This is a genomic window from Bradyrhizobium sp. WSM2254, from assembly GCF_000472645.1.
Classification (GTDB): Bacteria; Pseudomonadota; Alphaproteobacteria; order Rhizobiales; family Xanthobacteraceae; genus Bradyrhizobium; species Bradyrhizobium niftali.
The window spans coordinates 136,901-154,673 of the sequence record NZ_AXAB01000002.1; the positions used below are offsets into that span (position 1 = coordinate 136,901).

General features: G+C 64.9%; 17 protein-coding genes. 10 read left to right on the plus strand and 7 right to left on the minus strand.

From position 1 onward, the window contains the following. Nucleotides 1-47: 47 nt before the first annotated feature. From A3M7_RS0103090 to A3M7_RS0103100, 3 genes are all read right to left on the minus strand, one after another. On the minus strand, nt 48-560 hold the full coding sequence (locus A3M7_RS0103090; protein ID WP_027542607.1) for a DUF1697 domain-containing protein: 513 nt from the start codon (nt 558-560) through the stop codon (nt 48-50). 7 nt (nt 561-567) lie between these two features. Beyond that, nucleotides 568-1,215 carry an alpha/beta hydrolase gene (locus A3M7_RS0103095; RefSeq protein WP_008143006.1) on the minus strand — a complete coding sequence of 216 codons (648 nt, stop codon included), beginning with the start codon at nt 1,213-1,215 and terminating at the stop codon, nt 568-570. Between the two features lie 363 nt (nt 1,216-1,578). Continuing rightward, the gene (locus A3M7_RS0103100) at nt 1,579-2,397 is read right to left on the minus strand and encodes a LytTR family DNA-binding domain-containing protein (protein ID WP_235885523.1); all 819 of its coding nucleotides are present in this window, start codon (nt 2,395-2,397) and stop codon (nt 1,579-1,581) included. A gap of 179 nt (nt 2,398-2,576) precedes the next feature. Here A3M7_RS0103100 and A3M7_RS0103105 point away from each other — a divergent pair, with 179 nt between their 5' ends. The 9 genes from A3M7_RS0103105 (at nt 2,577) to A3M7_RS0103145 (ending at nt 11,413) form a co-directional block, all read left to right on the plus strand. After that, nucleotides 2,577-3,770 (plus strand): acyltransferase family protein, encoded by a 1,194-nt coding sequence (locus A3M7_RS0103105; RefSeq protein ID WP_027542609.1) that lies wholly within the window; start codon nt 2,577-2,579, stop codon nt 3,768-3,770. A gap of 51 nt (nt 3,771-3,821) precedes the next feature. Continuing rightward, nucleotides 3,822-4,961: a cysteine desulfurase family protein gene (locus A3M7_RS0103110; RefSeq protein WP_027542610.1), complete on the plus strand. Its 1,140-nt coding sequence runs from the start codon at nt 3,822-3,824 to the stop codon at nt 4,959-4,961. 113 nt (nt 4,962-5,074) lie between these two features. Continuing rightward, on the plus strand, nt 5,075-6,571 hold the full coding sequence (gene sufB, locus A3M7_RS0103115) for a Fe-S cluster assembly protein SufB (RefSeq protein WP_027542611.1): 1,497 nt from the start codon (nt 5,075-5,077) through the stop codon (nt 6,569-6,571). Nucleotides 6,572-6,632: 61 nt separating this feature from the next. Next, nucleotides 6,633-7,382 (plus strand): Fe-S cluster assembly ATPase SufC, encoded by a 750-nt coding sequence (gene sufC / locus A3M7_RS0103120; protein WP_027542612.1) that lies wholly within the window; start codon nt 6,633-6,635, stop codon nt 7,380-7,382. Between the two features lie 11 nt (nt 7,383-7,393). Then, a complete protein-coding gene (gene sufD, locus A3M7_RS0103125; RefSeq protein WP_027542613.1) occupies nt 7,394-8,698 on the plus strand; it encodes a Fe-S cluster assembly protein SufD in 1,305 nt (434 codons plus the stop codon). Further along, the gene (locus tag A3M7_RS0103130; protein ID WP_027542614.1) at nt 8,695-9,942 is read left to right on the plus strand and encodes a cysteine desulfurase; all 1,248 of its coding nucleotides are present in this window, start codon (nt 8,695-8,697) and stop codon (nt 9,940-9,942) included. The genes sufD and A3M7_RS0103130 overlap by 4 nt, the downstream gene beginning before the upstream one ends. Next, the gene (locus A3M7_RS0103135) at nt 9,939-10,310 is read left to right on the plus strand and encodes an SUF system Fe-S cluster assembly protein (RefSeq protein WP_011087115.1); all 372 of its coding nucleotides are present in this window, start codon (nt 9,939-9,941) and stop codon (nt 10,308-10,310) included. Before A3M7_RS0103130 ends, A3M7_RS0103135 begins: the two co-directional genes overlap by 4 nt. 123 nt (nt 10,311-10,433) lie before the next feature. Next, nucleotides 10,434-10,775, plus strand: a complete 342-nt coding sequence (locus A3M7_RS0103140; protein ID WP_014495548.1) for an iron-sulfur cluster assembly accessory protein — start codon at nt 10,434-10,436, stop codon at nt 10,773-10,775. A 182-nt stretch (nt 10,776-10,957) separates the two neighbouring features. Next, the gene (locus A3M7_RS0103145; RefSeq protein WP_027542615.1) at nt 10,958-11,413 is read left to right on the plus strand and encodes a TfoX/Sxy family protein; all 456 of its coding nucleotides are present in this window, start codon (nt 10,958-10,960) and stop codon (nt 11,411-11,413) included. 2 nt (nt 11,414-11,415) lie between these two features. Here the strand turns inward: A3M7_RS0103145 and fabA are convergent, their stop codons facing one another. The 4 genes from fabA to A3M7_RS0103165 all read right to left on the minus strand — a co-directional run bounded on the left by fabA (nt 11,416) and on the right by A3M7_RS0103165 (nt 16,041). After that, nucleotides 11,416-11,946: a bifunctional 3-hydroxydecanoyl-ACP dehydratase/trans-2-decenoyl-ACP isomerase gene (gene fabA / locus A3M7_RS0103150; RefSeq protein ID WP_027542616.1), complete on the minus strand. Its 531-nt coding sequence runs from the start codon at nt 11,944-11,946 to the stop codon at nt 11,416-11,418. A 104-nt stretch (nt 11,947-12,050) separates the two neighbouring features. Continuing rightward, a complete protein-coding gene (locus A3M7_RS0103155; protein WP_027542617.1) occupies nt 12,051-13,118 on the minus strand; it encodes a GGDEF domain-containing protein in 1,068 nt (355 codons plus the stop codon). A gap of 163 nt (nt 13,119-13,281) precedes the next feature. Further along, nucleotides 13,282-14,796 (minus strand): DEAD/DEAH box helicase, encoded by a 1,515-nt coding sequence (locus A3M7_RS0103160; RefSeq protein ID WP_027542618.1) that lies wholly within the window; start codon nt 14,794-14,796, stop codon nt 13,282-13,284. A 291-nt stretch (nt 14,797-15,087) separates the two neighbouring features. Next, a complete protein-coding gene (locus A3M7_RS0103165) occupies nt 15,088-16,041 on the minus strand; it encodes a helix-turn-helix domain-containing protein (protein ID WP_027542619.1) in 954 nt (317 codons plus the stop codon). 206 nt (nt 16,042-16,247) lie between these two features. Here A3M7_RS0103165 and A3M7_RS0103170 point away from each other — a divergent pair, with 206 nt between their 5' ends. Further along, nucleotides 16,248-17,762, plus strand: coding sequence for a caspase family protein (locus A3M7_RS0103170; protein WP_027542620.1), 1,515 nt, complete (start codon nt 16,248-16,250; stop codon nt 17,760-17,762). Nucleotides 17,763-17,773: the final 11 nt, after the last annotated feature.

Consider the following 17,773-nt stretch of genomic DNA (forward strand, 5'->3'; position numbering starts at 1 on the left):
GTTCTCCAGAAAACAGGCGTGAATTGATCTCCGGCGCGCCAGACGCGTTAGAGCTCCGCGGCCATCTTCGCCAGCGTCGCGATCGTGTTCATGTTGCGCGCGGTGCCGGTTTTCGCGGCGGGGATGACGAGCTTCGATGTCCCCATGCCCTCGCCATAGTGGACGTAGATCTCGCGGCGGCCGAGGCGCAGCTCCTCGTCCTTCTGGCCGCGAATCGCGGACAGCGCATCCGCGGGCGGGGCCTTGTCGAGGAAGATCGCAACCGTGCGGTTGGGCGCGGCTTTCGGAAAGGGATTGTCGGCCGCGACTTGCGCCATTGCGGCGGCGCTGCGCACGAGCACGCCAACCGGCGCACCGGCGTAGGCGTGGAGGCGCTGTTCGAGTGCGCTCTTGATCGCAGCTTCTGATTTGCGGCTGGTGAAGACGACGTTGCCGCTCGCAATATAGGTGCGCACGGCGGCGAAGCCGAGCTCTTCGCACATCGCCTTGAGCTCGGTCATCGGCAGCTTGCCGGTGCCTCCGACATTGACCGCGCGCAGCAGGGCTACGAACGCGGCCATGTCAATCTCAGCGCACGTTGGCCAGACGCATGTCGAGATACGCCGTGATGGTTTCCATCAGCGGCTCGAGCTTGGCGTCGAAGAAGTGGTTGGCGCCGGGGATGACCTGCTGGTCGATCACGATGCCCTTCTGCGTCTTCAGCTTCTCGACCAACGTGTTGACGTCCTTGGGCGGCACCACCGCGTCCTTCTCGCCATGCACGATCAGGCCCGAGGACGGGCAGGGCGCAAGGAACGAGAAGTCGTAGAGGTTGGCCGGCGGCGCGATCGAGATGAAGCCTTCGACCTCGGGACGGCGCATCAGAAGCTGCATGCCGATCCAGGCGCCGAAGGAGAAGCCGGCGACCCAGCAGGCGCGCGCTTCGGGATTGATGGTCTGCGCCCAGTCGAGCGCGGCCGCCGCATCCGACAATTCGCCGGTGCCGTGGTCGAACGAGCCCTGGCTGCGGCCGACGCCGCGAAAATTGAAGCGCAGCACGGAGAAGCCGCGATGCGCGAAGGCGTAGTAGCACTGGTACACGATCTGATGGTTCATCGTGCCGTGAAACTGCGGATGCGGATGCAGGATCATCGCGATCGGCGCGTTCTTCTGCTTGGCCGGGTGATAGCGGCCTTCGAGGCGGCCAGCGGGGCCGGCGAAAATGACTTCAGGCATGACGGTCTCTGATTGAGTCCCTTAGAGGTGATCCCTGCACAATCAACCGATTGTGGCTCCATCAGCCGTTTTCGCCGACGAAAGCACGAATGATGGGTGAAGAGGCGCCCTCGGATGATGCGCGAGTGCGCTGAACTGACGCGCGCCTTCTAACACGAGGCAAGGGTCAAAAAGCAAGCTTCTTCGACATCTCCCAATGCACTCAAGAGCTTAGCCGGTCATCGCCGCGCCATCTGAAGCGTGCCGCAGGTGGCAGGCCGCAACCAGCCTCCAGCGAAGCGCCGACAAGCGCCGCCCGGCGTGCCGCTCAACCGATTGGAATCATGATTATTTATGGATCGAGCGCCAATCCCCGGCGACGATTTACGCCGGCGCAATGCGGCCTCCGAGCGAAGCCACAGCCGGGCGGTAGCGCCGGCTGCCTCCGAGCGTCTGCCCGGTGTCGAAGGTGAGCTCGAAATCCCCTGAAGCCTTGAGGTCCACGCCGGTCACCCGTTCGAGATTGGCAAGCTTGGTCCGATGTACGCGAACGATGGCGAAGCGCGCCAGCTCGCCTTCCGCCCCCGCGAGCGTGCCCCGGATCAGGTGGTGGGTGCCGTCGGCGAGGCTGTATTCGATGTAGTTGCCGGCAGAGGCGACCCAGAGAATGTCGCGCGGAGCAACGCGAATGCGGCTGGTGCCGTCTCGCAACCAGATCAGATCGGAGGACAGCGGCTGTTGCGAGGCGGTCGGCCGGGACAGAGCGGCGAATGCGGCATTCTTGAGCTCACGCCGGCTTTCGAACAGCCAGAGCGTGCCGCCGATCAAGGCAACGGCCACGGCGTCCTTGCGGAATTCGTACAGGACCGTCGCAAGCGAGAAGTGGAAGTCGTAGGTGCTCCCGGCGAGCCAGAGCGCGAGCTTCCGGATCCAGACCATGCCGGTGACGTGGAGGGTGGAGAAGCCGAGCAGGGCGATCGCTCCGATTCCGACCTGCGCGGAAAGACCCGGTGTCCGGCGCATGCGGCGGACCGCCAGTACCAGTATCGGCAGCAGCAACAGGATGACGGCGACGCTCGACATCTCCCAGAACAGCCGTCGGCCGACGTCATAGCCGTCGCCGCGCCACGCGGCGTCCTGCGCCCCTGAGAGCGCGTTGACGATTCCGATCGCGAGAGCGACGGCGGCAATCGCGACGAACATGGTCCAGTCGCCGCCGCTGATCCCGAAAGGCCTGCCGCTCGTCCCAGCCGGCGGCGTCTCATCCCCTCGCGTCCGATCCTGATCCCGAACCGGTTCGACGCGCTCCGTTTGTCGGGCATTTTCGGTGTCAGCCATGGCCCCAAAACCGCGTTTGTCGTCCCGTCAAGGAGCAGAAAACCATGTCAACACCGCAGCAACTCTCACCCCCGGAACGACGCGTCGATCTGGACTGGGTGCGGATCTTAGCCTTCGGGCTTCTGATCTTCTACCACGTCGGCATGCTCTACGTGTCCTGGGGGTTTCACATCAAGAGCGTGCACCGGCTGACCTGGCTCGAGCCGGTGATGCTGGTGCTCAATCCGTGGCGGCTGTCGCTGCTGTTCCTTGTCTCCGGGGTCGCCAGCCGCTTCATGCTGGGAAAGTACGGGCTCGCCGGCTTCGCCCGCGCGCGGTCGGCGCGGCTCTTGATCCCGCTGATCTTCGGCATGCTCGTAATCGTGCCGCCGCAATCCTACCTCCAGATCGTCGAGAGCCTCGGCTATCCCCAAGGCTTCGTCGATTTCTACATCCACCACTACCTGGCGTTCGGCTCGCAATTCTGTCCGAACCCCTGCATCGTGCTGCCGACCTGGAACCATCTCTGGTTCGTGGTCTATCTCTGGGTCTACACCATGGCCCTGATTGGCGTGCTGTCCCTGTGGCCGGCGGCCGCGGACTGGATCGGCGAGAGGGTGGCGGCTGCGCTCGCCGGGCCATGGCTGCTGGTGCTGCCGTGCCTGCTGTTTGCAGCCTGGCGGCTGTTTCTGTCGCCGGTCTTCCCGTCGACGCATGCGCTGTTCGGCGACTGGTACAACCACGCGGACCATGCGACCGCGTTCCTGATCGGCTTCCTGCTCGCACGCCAGGACAGCATCTGGCGCGACATCGAGCGGCATCGGCGGGCGGCGCTGGCGCTTGCAGCCGCCTGCTTCGCCGCCTTCGTCCTCGTTTATGCCGGCTTGTTCCCGCGGTCGTCGATGCTGAGATGGTTCGCCGGCTCGGTCTATGGCTGTTACCAATGGCTGGCGATGGCGGCGGTGCTCGGCTTTGCGCGACGCCATTTGACGGCCGACAGCCCCGTGCGCCGCTATCTGACCGATGCGATCTTTCCCTATTACATCGTGCATCAGACCGCGATCATCGTGATCGCGCACGCGCTGCGGGACAGTGGGCTGTCAGCCGGCAGCGAGGCCGCAATCGTAATTGCCGGCACCGCGCTCACTTGTTTCGCCAGCTACGAGATTGCGCGCCGGATCGCCTGGCTGCGTCCGCTGTTCGGATTACGGATGGAGACCCGGTCCTCGGCCGGGATCGCGCGAGAGCAGCCGGCCTGATCTGCGCCGGGTTCCGATTGGCGCGATGGCAAAAGGTGCTAAGAGGGCCAGATGCCGACCCGCGTCTATCTCGACTGGAATGCGACCACGCCGCTGCGCTACGAGGCGCGGGCGGCGATGGTCGCGGCCTATGACCTCGTCGGCAATCCGTCTTCGGTCCATGCTGAGGGGCGGGAGGCGCGACGCCTCGTCGAGGAAGCGCGCTCCACTTTGGCGAGCGCTGTCGGCGCCCTGCCGCGGAATGTCGTCTTCACCTCCGCCGGAACCGAGGCCAATGCGCTGGCGCTGTCGCCTGGTCTGCGGGGGCCATCCGGCGGCCCCGTCGAGCGGCTGCTTGTCTCTGCCGTCGAGCATGCCTCGGTGCTGGCAGGCGGCCGGTTCCCGGCGGACAAGGTCGGCCATGTCAGGGTGACGCGCGCCGGCGTGCTCGATCTCGACCACCTCAAGGCGCTGCTGAACGACGGCCCGCCGACGCTGGTGTCGATCATGGCGGCCAACAACGAAACCGGCGCGCTCCAGCCGGTCGCGGAAGCCGCCCGGATCGTTCACGACGCGGGGGGGCTCCTGCATGTCGATGCGATCCAGGCGCTGGGCAAAATTGCGTTCAATATTAACGCGATAGGCGCGGACCTTGCGACGTTTTCTGCACACAAGATCGGCGGGCCCAAGGGCATCGGCGCGCTGGTCGTGGCGGAGGGGGTTTCCGGGGTGGAACCGTTGCTCAGAGGGGGCGGGCAGGAGCTCAACCGCCGGGCCGGAACCGAGAATGTCGCGGGCATTGCCGGCTTCGGCGCGGCGGTGAAGGCTGCGCTTCAGGCTTTGCCGGAGGATGCGAAGCAGATGGCAACCCTCAGAGATCGCTTGGAAAATGGCATCCGGGCGATCGCCGGCGCGACGATCTTCTCTGACAATACGGAGCGGTTGCCAAATACCATCCTGTTCACCGCACCGGGCCTGAAGGCCGAGACCGCGGTGATCGGCTTCGACCTCGAAGGCATCGCGGTTTCCTCCGGCTCGGCGTGTTCTTCGGGCAAGGTCCAACCGTCCCACGTGCTGTCCGCCATGGGATTCGACCCCTCGGTCGCCCAGGGAGCGGTGCGCCTCAGTCTGGGCTGGTCTACGGAACCGGACGACATCAATAGGGCGTTAGAGGCTTGGCGAAAGCTTGGTAATACCCTACTTAGAGGGTAAGCGACGAAACACGGCTTGAACGGTTCTAAGCGCGTGCTTTCGGCCAGAAAACATCGTAATACTCGTCCGACTTTGATCCACCGCGGTCCTTGAAACCGCGAGCGGAGGATAGAATGCCAGCCGTGCAAGAGACGGTCGAGCGCGTGAAGCGCATCGACGTCGATCAGTATCGTTATGGGTTTGAGACCCTGATCGAGTCCGACAAGGCCCCCAAGGGGCTGTCGGAAGAGACCGTCAAGTTCATTTCCGAGAAGAAGAACGAACCCGCCTGGATGCTCCAGTGGCGGCTTGAGGCCTATCGGCGCTGGCTGACCATGACCGAGCCGACCTGGGCGCGCGTCGACTATCCCAAGATCGACTTCCAGGACCTCTATTACTATTCGGCGCCGAAGCCGAAGAAGACGATCAGCTCGCTCGACGAGATCGATCCGGAGATCCTCAAGACCTACGAGAAGCTCGGCATTCCCTTGCGGGAAGTCGCGATGCTCGAAGGTGTCGAGCCCAAGGTGGGCGAGGAAGACCCGGCCCGCCGCAAGATCGCGGTCGACGCGGTGTTCGACTCGGTGTCCGTTGCGACCACCTTCAAGGCGGAGCTGAAGAAGGCCGGCGTGATCTTCATGCCGATCTCGGAGGCGATCCGCGAGCATCCCGAGCTGGTCCAGAAATATCTCGGCTCGGTGGTTCCGACCTCGGACAATTTCTACGCGACGCTGAACTCGGCGGTGTTCTCCGACGGCTCGTTCGTCTACGTGCCGCCGGGCGTGCGCTGCCCGATGGAGCTGTCGACCTATTTCCGCATCAACGAGCGCAACACCGGCCAGTTCGAGCGCACGCTGATCATCGCGGACAAGGGCTCCTACGTCAGCTATCTCGAAGGCTGCACCGCGCCGCAGCGCGACGAGAACCAGCTGCATGCCGCCGTGGTCGAGCTCGTCGCGCACGATGACGCCGAGATCAAATATTCGACGGTGCAGAACTGGTACCCGGGCAACTCGGAAGGCAAGGGCGGCATCTACAATTTCGTCACCAAGCGTGGCGACTGCCGCGGCGACCGCTCCAAGATCTCCTGGACCCAGGTCGAGACCGGTTCCGCCATCACCTGGAAGTATCCGAGCTGCATCCTGCGCGGCGATAACTCGAGCGGCGAATTCTATTCGATCGCGATCTCGAACGGCTACCAGCAGGTCGATTCGGGTACCAAGATGATCCATCTCGGCAAGAACACGTCGAGCCGGATCATCTCCAAGGGCATCGCGGCCGGCAAGTCGCAGAACACCTATCGTGGGCTCGTGACCGCGCATCGCAAGGCGACCGGCGCGCGCAACTTCACCGCCTGCGATTCGCTGCTGATCGGCGACAAATGCGGTGCGCACACCGTGCCGTACATCGAGGCCAAGAACTCCTCGGCGACGTTCGAGCACGAGGCGACGACCTCGAAGATCTCCGAGGACGTGCTGTTCTACTGCATCCAGCGCGGTCTTTCGCAGGAAGAGGCTGTCGGCCTCGTCGTCAACGGCTTCGTCAAGGACGTGCTCCAGCAGCTCCCGATGGAGTTCGCGGTGGAAGCGCAGAAGCTGATCTCGATCTCGCTTGAAGGGTCGGTCGGTTAACACCGACCCTCGCGGCGCGCCTCGGCGCTCCATGCATCATTTGAATAGACTGGACACCAAAATGGCTTTGCTTGAAGTGAAAGACCTGAAGGTTCGTGTCGAGGAGCGTGAGATCCTCCACGGGCTGACGCTGACCGTGAACGAAGGCGAGGTGCACGCGATCATGGGGCCGAACGGCTCCGGCAAGTCGACGCTCTCGCACGTCATCGCCGGCAAGCCCGGCTATGAAGTCACCGACGGCCAGATCCTGTTCAAGGGCGAGGACCTCCTGGAGATGGCCCCCGAAGAGCGCGCCGCCAAGGGCGTGTTCCTGGCGTTCCAGTATCCGGTGGAAATCCCCGGCGTCGCCACCATGAATTTCCTGCGCACCGCGCTCAACGCGCAGCGCAAGGCGCGCGGCGAGGATGAGTATTCGACCCCCGACTTCCTGAAGAAGGTCCGCGAGGTCTCGAAGTCGCTGAACATCCCGCAGGACATGCTCAAGCGCGGCGTCAACGTCGGCTTCTCCGGTGGCGAGAAGAAGCGCAACGAGGTGCTCCAGATGGCGCTGTTCGAGCCGAGCTTGTGCATCCTCGACGAGATGGATTCCGGCCTCGACATCGACGCGCTGCGGATTGCGGCCGACGGCGTCAACGCACTGCGTTCGCCGAAGCGCGCGATGGTCGTCATCACCCATTATCAGCGGCTCCTCAACTACATCGTGCCCGATTTCGTGCACGTGATGTCGAAGGGCCGTGTCGTGAAGAGCGGCGCTAAGGATCTGGCGCTGGAGCTGGAAGCGTCCGGTTACACCCAGTTCGAGGACGCGTAAGGATTTTTGGGATGAACGTTGCTGTGGCAAAGACCGGAAGCGGCCGCGCGGTGAGCGATCTCTTCGCCAGCGCCGAAGGCCGGCTGCCGGGTTCGCCGGCGGTCATTGCGGCGCGCCGCGAGGCGTTCGAGACCTATGAGCGTCTCGGCCTGCCGCACCGCCGGATCGAGGAATGGAAGTACACCGATCTGCGCGCGCTGGTCGGCGAGGTGCTGCCGCTCGCAGCCGCGCCCGATGCGGCCGCGCTGAAACGCGCCGCGGACGCCGTGAAGGCGCATGCGATCGCTGGCGCCCGCAAGCTGGTGCTGGTCGATGGCGTGTTCGCGGCTGATCTTTCCGACGTCAAGGCGCTCGTCTCCGAGGTCGGCCTCAAGACGCTCCGGGAGACGCTGGAGAAGGATGGCGCTCTCCTGAAGACGGCGTCCACCGACGCCGTGATCGCGCTGAACGCGGCGATGGCGACCGATGGCGTCGTGCTGTCGATTGCCGATGGCGCGCAACTGTCTGCGCCGATCCAGATCATTCATATCGCGACCGCGGCTTCTGCTTCGGCATTCACCCGCTCGCAGGTCGCAGTCGGGAACGGCGTTCGCGCCACCATCATCGAAAGCTTCGTGGCAGCCGGCGCCAAGGCCTACCAGGTCAGTGACGCCGTGATCGTGACGATCGGCGACAACGCCGACGTCGCGCATATCCGCCTGTTGGACGATGCGCCCGACGCGGTGAACATCACCTCGCAATTCGTCACCGTCGGCGCCAACACCAAGGTCAACTTCTTCAACATGACCACCGGCGCGGCTGTCAGCCGCCTCCAGGGCTTCATCACGCTGGCGGGCGAGGGCAGCGAGCTCGCGATCAACGGCGTGAACCTGTTGAAGAAGACCGAGCATGGCGACACCACGCTGGTCGTCGACCATGCCGTGCCGAACTGCGTCAGCCGCGAGATCTTCCGCGCCGTAATCGACGATCGTGCCCATTCGGTGTTCCAGGGCCGCATCATCGTCCGTCCCGACGCGCAGAAGACCGACGGCAAGATGATGACCCGCGCGCTCTTGCTCTCGGACGAAGCCGAAGCCGACAACAAGCCCGAGCTCGAGATCTTCGCCGACGACGTCTCCTGCGGCCACGGCGCCACTGCCGGTGCGCTCGACGACAGCCTGTTGTTCTATCTGAAGGCGCGCGGCCTGCCCGAGAAGCAGGCCCAGGCGCTGCTGATCCAGGCCTTTGTGGGCGAAGCGATCGAGCAGATCGCCGATGATGGCTTGCGCGAGCACGTGATCGGCATCGCCGAGCGCTGGCTGGAGCGGAGGTCATGAGCACGCATCCGGCAGTCAAGAACGGCGCCTACGACGTCGCGCGCGTGCGCCAGGATTTCCCGGCGCTGGCCATGCAGGTCTACGGCAAGCCGCTGGTCTATCTCGACAACGCCGCATCGGCGCAGAAGCCGAGCGCCGTGCTCGAGCGCATGACGCAGGCCTATACGAGCGAATACGCCAACGTGCATCGCGGCCTGCATTACCTCGCCAATGCCGCGACCGAAGCCTATGAAGGCGGCCGCACCAAGGTGGCGCAGTTCATCAACGCTGCCCGGACCGAGGAAGTGATCTTCACCCGCAACGCGACGGAGGCCATCAACCTCGTCGCCTCGTCCTGGGGCGGGCCGAATATCAAAGAGGGCGACGAGATCGTCATCTCGATCATGGAGCACCACTCCAACATCGTGCCCTGGCATTTCCTCAGGGAACGACAGGGGGCCGTGATCAAATGGGCGCCGGTCGACGACGAGGGCAATTTCCTCATCGACGAGTTCGAGAAGCTCCTGACGGCGAAGACCAAGCTGGTCGCGATCACGCAGATGTCGAACGCGCTCGGCACCATCGTCCCAATCAAGGACGTGGTGAAGATTGCTCACGCCCGCGGCATTCCCGTGCTGGTCGACGGCAGCCAGGGTGCGGTGCATCTGCCCGTCGACGTCCAGGACCTCGGCTGCGATTTCTACGTCTTCACCGGCCACAAGGTGTACGGCCCGACCGGCATCGGCGTGCTCTGGGCCAAGTACGACCATCTCGTCGCGATGCGCCCCTATAACGGCGGCGGCGAGATGATTCGCGAGGTCTCGCGCGATGTCGTCACCTATGGCGATCCCCCGCACAAGTTCGAGGCCGGCACACCCGCGATCGTCGAGGCCGTGGGCCTTGGCGCCGCCATCGACTACGTCAACTCGATCGGCAAGGAACGCATCGCCGCCCACGAGCACGATCTCACCACCTATGCCCAGGACCGGCTGCGCGAGATCAACTCGCTGCGGCTGATCGGGACGGCGCGCGGCAAGGGCCCGGTGATCTCCTTCGAGCTCAAGGGCGCGCACGCCCACGACGTCGCCACCGTGATCGACCGCCAGGGCATCGCGGTGCGCGCCGGCACCCATTGCGTGATGCCGCTTTTAGAGCGGTTCAACGTGACGGCCACATGCCGGGCCTCGTTCGGCATGTATAATACGCGGGAAGAAGTCGATCATCTGGCACAGGCGCTGTTGAAGGCGCGGGATTTGTTCGCATGAGTGACACGGCCGAAATCAAAGCCAATCCGATGGAAACCCGGTCGGCGCTGCCGCCGGAGGAAACCGAGCGGCTGACCACCGAGATCATCGCGGGCCTCAAGACCGTGTTCGATCCGGAGATTCCGGCCGACATCTACGAGCTCGGCCTGATCTACAAGGTCGAGATCAAGGACGACCGTTCCGTCGACGTGCAGATGACGCTGACGACGCCGAACTGCCCCGCCGCCGGCGAGTTGCCGACCATGGTCGAAAATGCGGTCGCCAGCGTCCCCGGCGTCGGCGTGGTCGACGTCAAGGTCGTCTGGGAGCCGCCGTGGACGCCCGAACGCATGAGCGACGAGGCCCGCCTCGTGCTCAACATGTGGTGACGCGTACGTTCTGCTTTTCATTCCTGGCATTGAATTTGCTCCGCAACGGACCACATCACTGACATGACACAGGCAACACCAGCATCCTCCACCCCGAAGCCGCGGCGGCCCCGCCCGCAGGTGATGCGGCTGACGGATGCCGCCGCCCAGCGCATCAGCGAGCTGACCCAGCGCGCCGATTCCGAGATCGTCGGCCTGCGCGTCGGTGTGAAGAACGGCGGCTGCGCCGGCCAGTCCTACACCGTCGAGTATGCCCATGATGTCCGCCCGACCGACGAGGTCGTCGAGGACAAGGGCGTCAAGATCCTGGTCGATCCCAAGGCCGTGCTGTTCCTGCTCGGCACCGAGATGGACTACAAGGCCGACAAGATGCAGGCCCAGTTCGTCTTCAACAACCCCAACCAGGTCTCCGCCTGCGGCTGCGGCGAATCGGTCGAGCTGCGGCCGGCGAAGATCGACGGGTAGCGTCGCTTTCGCCAACTACTCTGCCGTCGTCCCGGCGAAGGCCGGGACCCATACCGCGTGATCTCGCGGTGACGGACGGTGTCAGTACCGACGCTGGCGCGACCAACGGTCATCGCTAAACTACCTCCTGTGGTTATGGGTCCCGGCCTTCGCCGGGACGACGATGGAGAGGTATTTGGGCCATGGACCGCGAATTCCTGATCGACCTGTTCGCCGATTTCGGCCCTGTCACCATCCGCAAGATGTTCTCCGGCTACGGCATCTCCGCCGACGGCACCAACTTCGCGCTCGCCTTGCGCGCCGGCCTGTTCCTCCGCGCCGACGAATTGACCATCCCGGACTTCGAGACAGAAGGCTCAAAGCCGTTCCAGTACTCGACCCGCGCCAAGACCGTGACCGTCAACTCCTACTGGGAGCTGCCCGCGCGGCTGTTCGACGATTCCCAGGAGCTTGCGCAATGGGCGAGGGCGGCGCTTGCCGCCGCCCAGCGCGCCAAGGTGAAGCAGCGGCCCAGGGGTAAGAAGGCGTCGAAGAAGGCGGCGACCAGACCGGCGAAGAAAGCCGTCAAATCTGCGAAAGCGCCGAAGAAGGCGGGCAAGACGAGCCCGGTCCGCAAGCGCGCCAGGCGAAGGGGCTGAGCTCAGTCCGCCGCCTTGGTCAGGCCAACCCTCATGTCCTTGGCCACGAAGACGCAGGTGCCGTCCGCAAGCACCCGACCGTCGGCAATGCCGAGCACCAGCTTGCCGCGCCGGACCTGGCGCATGGCGACCTCGTAGCGCACGCGCTGCGCGTCCGGTGTGATGGTGCCCGTGCACTCGACTTCGCCGACGCCGATGGCGCGGCCCTTGCCCGGTGAGCCCGACCAGCCGAGCCAATAGCCGATCATCTGCCACATGGCATCGAGCCCGAGAGAGGACGGCATCATCGGATCGCCGCGAAAGTGGCAATCGAAGAACCAATGGCCCGGTACAATATCGAGCTCGCCGACGATATGGCCCTTGCCGAACGCGCCGCCGTCCAGGCTGATCTCGGAGATGCGGTCCATCATCAGCATCGGCGGTGCCGGCAATTGCGCATTGCCGGGGCCGAAATAGCCGCCTTCGCTCGATCGCAGCAGCTCGTCCCTGGTGTAGGACCGTTGCGGGCTGTGAAAATCATGGGGATTGGCCAAGGCGACAAGTCCTCTGGACGCTCGCACCGTAAGGCGGCGAGGAAGATGTTGCTTGTCGGGAGAGAATGTCAAGCGCGCATGGTCTTCTGCGCGCAGTGTCCGCGTCACGCCACGCGACTGTGGCTCTCGATGGCAAATTCCGGATCGGCTTCGCAGATCACGCGGTTGCGGCCGTTGCGCTTGGCGGCGTAGAGGCAGGCATCGGCGCGTTCGATCAGCGCGTCCGTGTCGTCGCCCGGCTTGAGCATGGAGACGCCGACGGAGATGGTGACGCGGCCGAGAATCTCGCCGGTGGACTTCTTCTTCAACTCCTTCGCCATGACGGCGCGGCGGATGTGATCGGCGACCGTGAGGGCCTGGCGCAGCGCGGTGTTGGGCAGCAGCACGGCGAACTCCTCGCCGCCATAGCGCGCGGTGATGTCCTGGCCCTTGATGGTCTGCTTCATGGACAGGCCGACCAGGCGCAGCACCTGGTCGCCGGTGAGATGGCCGTAAGAATCGTTGAACGACTTGAAGTGGTCGATGTCGAACAGCAGCAGCGACAGCGGCTCGCCTGATGCGAGCGCGCTCTGCACGGCCATGTCGATCATGCGGTCGAAATATTTGCGGTTGCCGAGGCCCGTGAGCGGATCGGTCAGGCTCTCGGCGCGGATCGCCTCCAGGCTCTGCTGGAGATTGCTGATCTCGCTCCTGGATAGCGTCAGCCGGTCTTCCAGCGCCTTGTTGGTCTCGCGCATCTCGTTGGTCGAACGCATGAGCGTCTCGACGATCGCCTTGATCTGCTCGCGGCTCTTGGCCGACGACAGCCGTTCGGTCGCGCCCGACAGGCTGGCGTCATAGGAGCCGGTCATGCCGAGCGCATCGCTCAGCACCTTCATCACGTCGTCGATCTCGCCGATGACGCGCGCGCCGACCTTGTCGATGCGGTCGGTGGTCTTGATGTGGGAGAGATAGGTCTCGTAGATCTGCTCGAGATCGGCTTCGGTCAGCTTGCCGTGGCGGGCCAGCGTCTCGTTGATGATCTTGTTGAGCGGCGCGTTGTAGCCGGTGGCGTAGACGTACCAGATCTCGTAATTGCGGGGAATTGCGGTTTGGCGGAGCGAGCGGATCTGACCGAGCGCCACCTCGGCGAACGCCATCGTGCGTTCGTGTTCGTCGAGCACCTTGACCACGGAACATACCCCACAACGGTCGGTGCGCCATCGACCGCGGCAATACTTAAATTATGTTCGTAGGCTAACGGACGATCGTGAACACCCCGTAAATATACGTTCACGAATGCGTCCGAAAAAGTGTGCGGAAGTCTGTCTCAATCGACCTGAAGCGCGTCGCGCTTCAGGCGCCGGCGGGGGAGCGGACCGGCCGCAACAGAAATGCCGGAAGGTGCGAATGATCGCCCGGCTCGGCGTCGACCTCGCGCTGGCGGCGCGGTTCGGGACGGCCGATCGACGGCACATGCGACGCATTGGCTTGCGGGCGCGCGCCGTGACGCGGCTCGGATGATTGCCTGGCTTCGCGCGGGGGCCTTGCCTCGCGTGCGGGCCTCGCCTCGGGGGCGGGCCGCGCTTCGGCAGAAGGCCGTGCCTCGCCACGCGCCTCGCGCGGCTCGTGGCTGCGCTCACGGTCGCGACCGCCGCGTTGCGGCTTGCCGCGTCCGCCGCGTGAACGTTCGCGGCCGCGCTCGCGCGGACGGTCGGTCGCATCGCCGGCTTCTGCGTGGACTTCGTAGTCGCCCTCGGCGCGCGGAATGCTCTGGCCGATCAGCTTTTCGATCGCGACCATCGACTTCTGGTCGAGCGGCGTGACGATCGAGATCGCCGTACCGCTGCGGCCGGCGCGGCCGGTGCGGCCGACGCGATGGACATAGTCGTCGGGATGGTGAGGGACGTCGAAATTGAAGACGTGGCTGACCTCGGGAATGTCGAGGCCGCGCGCAGCGACGTCAGAGGCAACCAGCAACGGCAGCTCACCCTTGCGGAACTGCTCGAGCGCGGCCATGCGGGCCGGCTGGTCCATGTCGCCGTGCAGCGCACCGACGCTGAAGCCGTGCTTCTGGAGCGATTTGTGAACGATCGCGACTTCGCGCTTGCGATTGCAGAAGATGATCGCGTTCTTGAGATCCTTGGCCTCGCGCAGCAGGCGGCGGAGCAATTCGCGCTTTTCATGCGCCTCGCGCCCGGCCGGGACCTGGGACTGCGTGACGGTGACGGCAGTGGTGGCGGGCTTGGAGACTTCGACCTTCTGCGGGTTGTGCAGGAAGGTCTCGGTGATGCGCCGGATTTCCGGCGGCATGGTCGCGGTGAAGAACAGGGTCTGCCGCGTGAAGGGGACGAGCTTGCAGATGCGCTCGATGTCGGGAATGAAGCCCATGTCCAGCATGCGGTCGGCTTCGTCGATGACGAGCAGCTCGACGCCGGTGAGCAGGAGGCCGCCGCGCTCGGTGTGGTCGAGCAGGCGGCCCGGGGTTGCGATCAGCACGTCGACGCCGCGCGTCAGCTTGGCATCCTGGTCGCCGAACGAAACGCCGCCGATCAGCAGCGCGACGTTGAGCTTCTGGCCGGCGCCGTAGCGGTCAAAATTCTCTTTGACCTGTGCCGCGAGCTCGCGGGTCGGCTCCAGGATCAGGGTGCGCGGCATGCGCGCCCGGGCTCTGCCCTTTTCGAGGATGGTAAGCATCGGCAGCACGAAGGCCGCGGTCTTGCCGGTGCCGGTCTGGGCGATGCCGAGGACGTCCTTGCGTGCGAGGACGTGGGGGATCGCCTGTTCCTGAATGGGGGTGGGGGTGGTGTAACCGGTGGCCGCCACTGCGGCGAGGACTTTTTCGGATAGTCCGAGATTTGAAAAGGACATTGAGCCTCTGGTCGAAACCGCCGTTCGGAATCGAGGGTAATAAGGCTGGTCGCGTTCCACCCCGAAACGGCGCGCTCTCTAGGAAGCTGGGGGTGCTGACTCACGCGAACAAAGCGCAAGGCTCAAGAATCGCTCTTCGATCTGAGCCGCGTCGCTCCGGAACATAGGCGGGAATTGGCCAAAGTCAATGGAGCAGGCGCGGGAAGACCCTAAAAACCCTGGGGTTTTTGCCCAAATAGCGGGCCTGGCTGGGGTTTTCCGCCTCGGCCATTGGCCGGGCGGCGGGAGCGTCTAATGCCCTTCGGACCCCCGCGCCCGGAAATCGCCGGGGGCCATGCCATGGGCGGCGCTGAAGACCCGGTAATAGGTCGCCAGGCTCTCGAAGCCGCAGGAGGTCGCGATGTCGGCGATCAGCCGCTCCGGCGTCTCGCGCAACAGGCGGCGGCTTCTCTCGAGGCGCTCGTCGGTCACGGTCTGCGAGAAGCTCTTCTCGGCGGCCTCGAACAGCATGTGCAGGTGACGCACGGAAACGCCGAGCAGATCGGCCACCATCGCCGGCGCCAGATCCGGGTTTTGCAGGTGGCGCGCGATCAGGCGCCGCGCCTGCGAGAGACGGGCGGTCCGCAGCGCAGCCTGTCCGAGCCGGCTGCCGGGGCGCACGATGCCGCGCTCGATCAGCGCCAGATGGGCCAGGACTTGAACCAGGGAGGTCGCGTCGCCAGCGGCGGCCTCGCCGAGATCGGCAAAGCAGGCCGCGAGCAGGGGCGCCAGAGCGGGGTCATTGAAGGTCTTCGGCGCGAGTTCGCGGATGCGCCTGTCCTGCGCCGGGATGTGGCTGACAGGGATCTTCAGGATGCGCAGGTGGAAGCCCCCGGCGCCGAGCGGCGCGGTGCGGTAGGGCAGGTCGGTATGGCTGGTGGCGAAGCTGCCATTGGCGATCGCGAAGTCGTTTCCGCGCATGCCGCCGAACCAGCCGCCACTGCCCAGCTGCTGGTAGACGCAGATGCTGTCGCCGGGCGCGTAGGCGATGTCGGAGGTGCTGCGCTCGACCGTGTAGTGCGAAGCCTTCAGCTCGACGAGACCGCCGCCGCCGCCGAGCTGGCGCAGCGAGAATTCGCCGAAGAAGTCCGCGCGCCGCTCGCGCTCGAGTTCGGCGGTGACGCCGAACAGGCCCTTGGCGCGCACCTCGCGCCAATAGTCGAAGCGGTCATGCGGCTCGACCTCGTCGGTGCACCAGCGATACACGATAGCCCTCGTCCCCGAACGGAATTGCGCCTAAGAAAAAGCAGATTCCAGCTGTTCTTGCCATAGGCCCAGACGATGGAACCGGTGGCCTATGCCGGTTGAACCGCCGCTATGGCTGGACCGACTATGACAACAACGGTTGAAGGTCGCCAATGGACTGTACGAGGGGCGCCGGCGGTAAGCCGTCCTGCAACGGGAATTTTTCGATGACGCGTCGGCTTTTCAGAATTCTGGCGACCCTTGGCCTCGCGGCGAGCCTGGGCGGCTTCGCGCTTCCCGCCCACGCCGAGAAGCGCGTCGCGCTCGTCGTCGGCAACAACGACTACAGGAACGTCCCGAAACTGCTCAAGGCGGTCAACGACGCCCGCACCATGGGCGACACGCTGAAGCAGCTCGGCTTCTCGGTGATGGTCGCGGAGAACCAGAGCCGCCAGCAATTCTCCGAGACGCTGCTCGCGTTTGACCGGTCGATCGAGCCCGGCGACACCGCGTTCTTCTTCTATGCCGGCCACGGTTTCGAGATCGCGGGCCAGAACTATCTGCTGCCGACCGACGTGCCGGCCGCGACGGAAGGGCAGGAAGAGCTGGTACGCGACGCTTCCATCCTGGCGGACCGCATCGTCGAGCGCCTTCAGAACAAGAAAGCGCGGACCTCGATTTTGGTGTTCGATGCCTGCCGCAACAATCCGTTCGAACGCAAGGGGACCCGCGCGGTCGCCGGCGCCGGCGGGCTCGCGCCGATGACGCAGCTGCCCGAAGGCGTATTCTCCGTGTTCTCGGCCGGTCCCCGCCAGACCGCGCTCGATCGTCTCTCCAACGACGACGCCAATCCCAATTCGGTGTTCACGCGCACCTTCGCCAAGGAGCTGCTGCAACCCGGCGAGAACCTCGTGCAGGTGGCGCAGCGTACCCGCCGTCTCGTCAGCGAAATGGCCGACACCGTCAAGCACAGGCAGGTGCCGGTCTATTTCGACCAGATGGTCGACGACGTCTTCCTGAGCAGCGTCGCGAAAGACGCGGCTGCGCGCCCGGCCGATCCGCCGCCGCAGCAGCTTGCGGCCCTGCCGCCGGTCTCGGTGCCGCGCGTGCCGAAGGAGGAAACCACCAATGCACCGATCGCGAGCTTCTCGCGCCACAATGGCGGATGGAGCGTGGTGTTCTCCTTCGCCGATCCGACGCTCGGCATTTCCTGGCGCATGGCCGGCAATGGCGATTTCCGCGAGACCGGATTCATCGACACGCTCGATCCGCGCACGCGCAAGCGGATGCCGAACCCGTCGATCGAATTGCCGCCGGATGCGCAGGCCGGCACCATCGAGGTCCGCTATGTCGATCAGTCCGGCGACATGCAGGGCCCGTTCCCGATCCGGTTCGATCCGGAGGCTGCGCTGATCCGCGACCAGCGCAAGATCCTGGACATGACCGCGACGAGCTGGCTGTCATTCCGCGAGTTCAACGGGCTGCTCGTCTACTACACGCACCTCGTGTCCTACCGCTGCGCCATCCGCGAGGTGCGCATCGGCATCGACACCGCGGTACCAAACCAGGTGCTGAAGATGCCGGGGTGCGACATGCGCGACCCCAGCGCGATCACCGCAGGCATGCCGCTCTACATGAAGCTTGCTCCGGCCACGCAGTTCGTCTCGGTGGAGCTGACCTATCGCGACGGCAGCGTGTCGGAGATCAAGAGTTTTCGCGCGGCGAACCGCAGCAACAACTGAGGTGTCGAGCG

Bases quoted from the DNA above. Each gene is read 5' to 3' on its own strand.
- A3M7_RS0103090 (WP_027542607.1), bottom strand. From the start codon at position 560: ATGGCCGCGTTCGTAGCCCTGCTGCGCGCGGTCAATGTCGGAGGCACC.
- A3M7_RS0103095 (WP_008143006.1), bottom strand. From the start codon at position 1,215: ATGCCTGAAGTCATTTTCGCCGGCCCCGCTGGCCGCCTCGAAGGCCGC.
- A3M7_RS0103100 (WP_235885523.1), bottom strand. From the start codon at position 2,397: ATGTTCGTCGCGATTGCCGCCGTCGCTCTCGCGATCGGAATCGTCAAC.
- A3M7_RS0103105 (WP_027542609.1), top strand. From the start codon at position 2,577: ATGTCAACACCGCAGCAACTCTCACCCCCGGAACGACGCGTCGATCTG.
- A3M7_RS0103110 (WP_027542610.1), top strand. From the start codon at position 3,822: ATGCCGACCCGCGTCTATCTCGACTGGAATGCGACCACGCCGCTGCGC.
- sufB (WP_027542611.1), top strand. From the start codon at position 5,075: ATGCCAGCCGTGCAAGAGACGGTCGAGCGCGTGAAGCGCATCGACGTC.
- sufC (WP_027542612.1), top strand. From the start codon at position 6,633: ATGGCTTTGCTTGAAGTGAAAGACCTGAAGGTTCGTGTCGAGGAGCGT.
- sufD (WP_027542613.1), top strand. From the start codon at position 7,394: ATGAACGTTGCTGTGGCAAAGACCGGAAGCGGCCGCGCGGTGAGCGAT.
- A3M7_RS0103130 (WP_027542614.1), top strand. From the start codon at position 8,695: ATGAGCACGCATCCGGCAGTCAAGAACGGCGCCTACGACGTCGCGCGC.
- A3M7_RS0103135 (WP_011087115.1), top strand. From the start codon at position 9,939: ATGAGTGACACGGCCGAAATCAAAGCCAATCCGATGGAAACCCGGTCG.
- A3M7_RS0103140 (WP_014495548.1), top strand. From the start codon at position 10,434: ATGCGGCTGACGGATGCCGCCGCCCAGCGCATCAGCGAGCTGACCCAG.
- A3M7_RS0103145 (WP_027542615.1), top strand. From the start codon at position 10,958: ATGGACCGCGAATTCCTGATCGACCTGTTCGCCGATTTCGGCCCTGTC.
- A3M7_RS0103160 (WP_027542618.1), bottom strand. From the start codon at position 14,796: ATGTCCTTTTCAAATCTCGGACTATCCGAAAAAGTCCTCGCCGCAGTG.
- A3M7_RS0103170 (WP_027542620.1), top strand. From the start codon at position 16,248: ATGACGCGTCGGCTTTTCAGAATTCTGGCGACCCTTGGCCTCGCGGCG.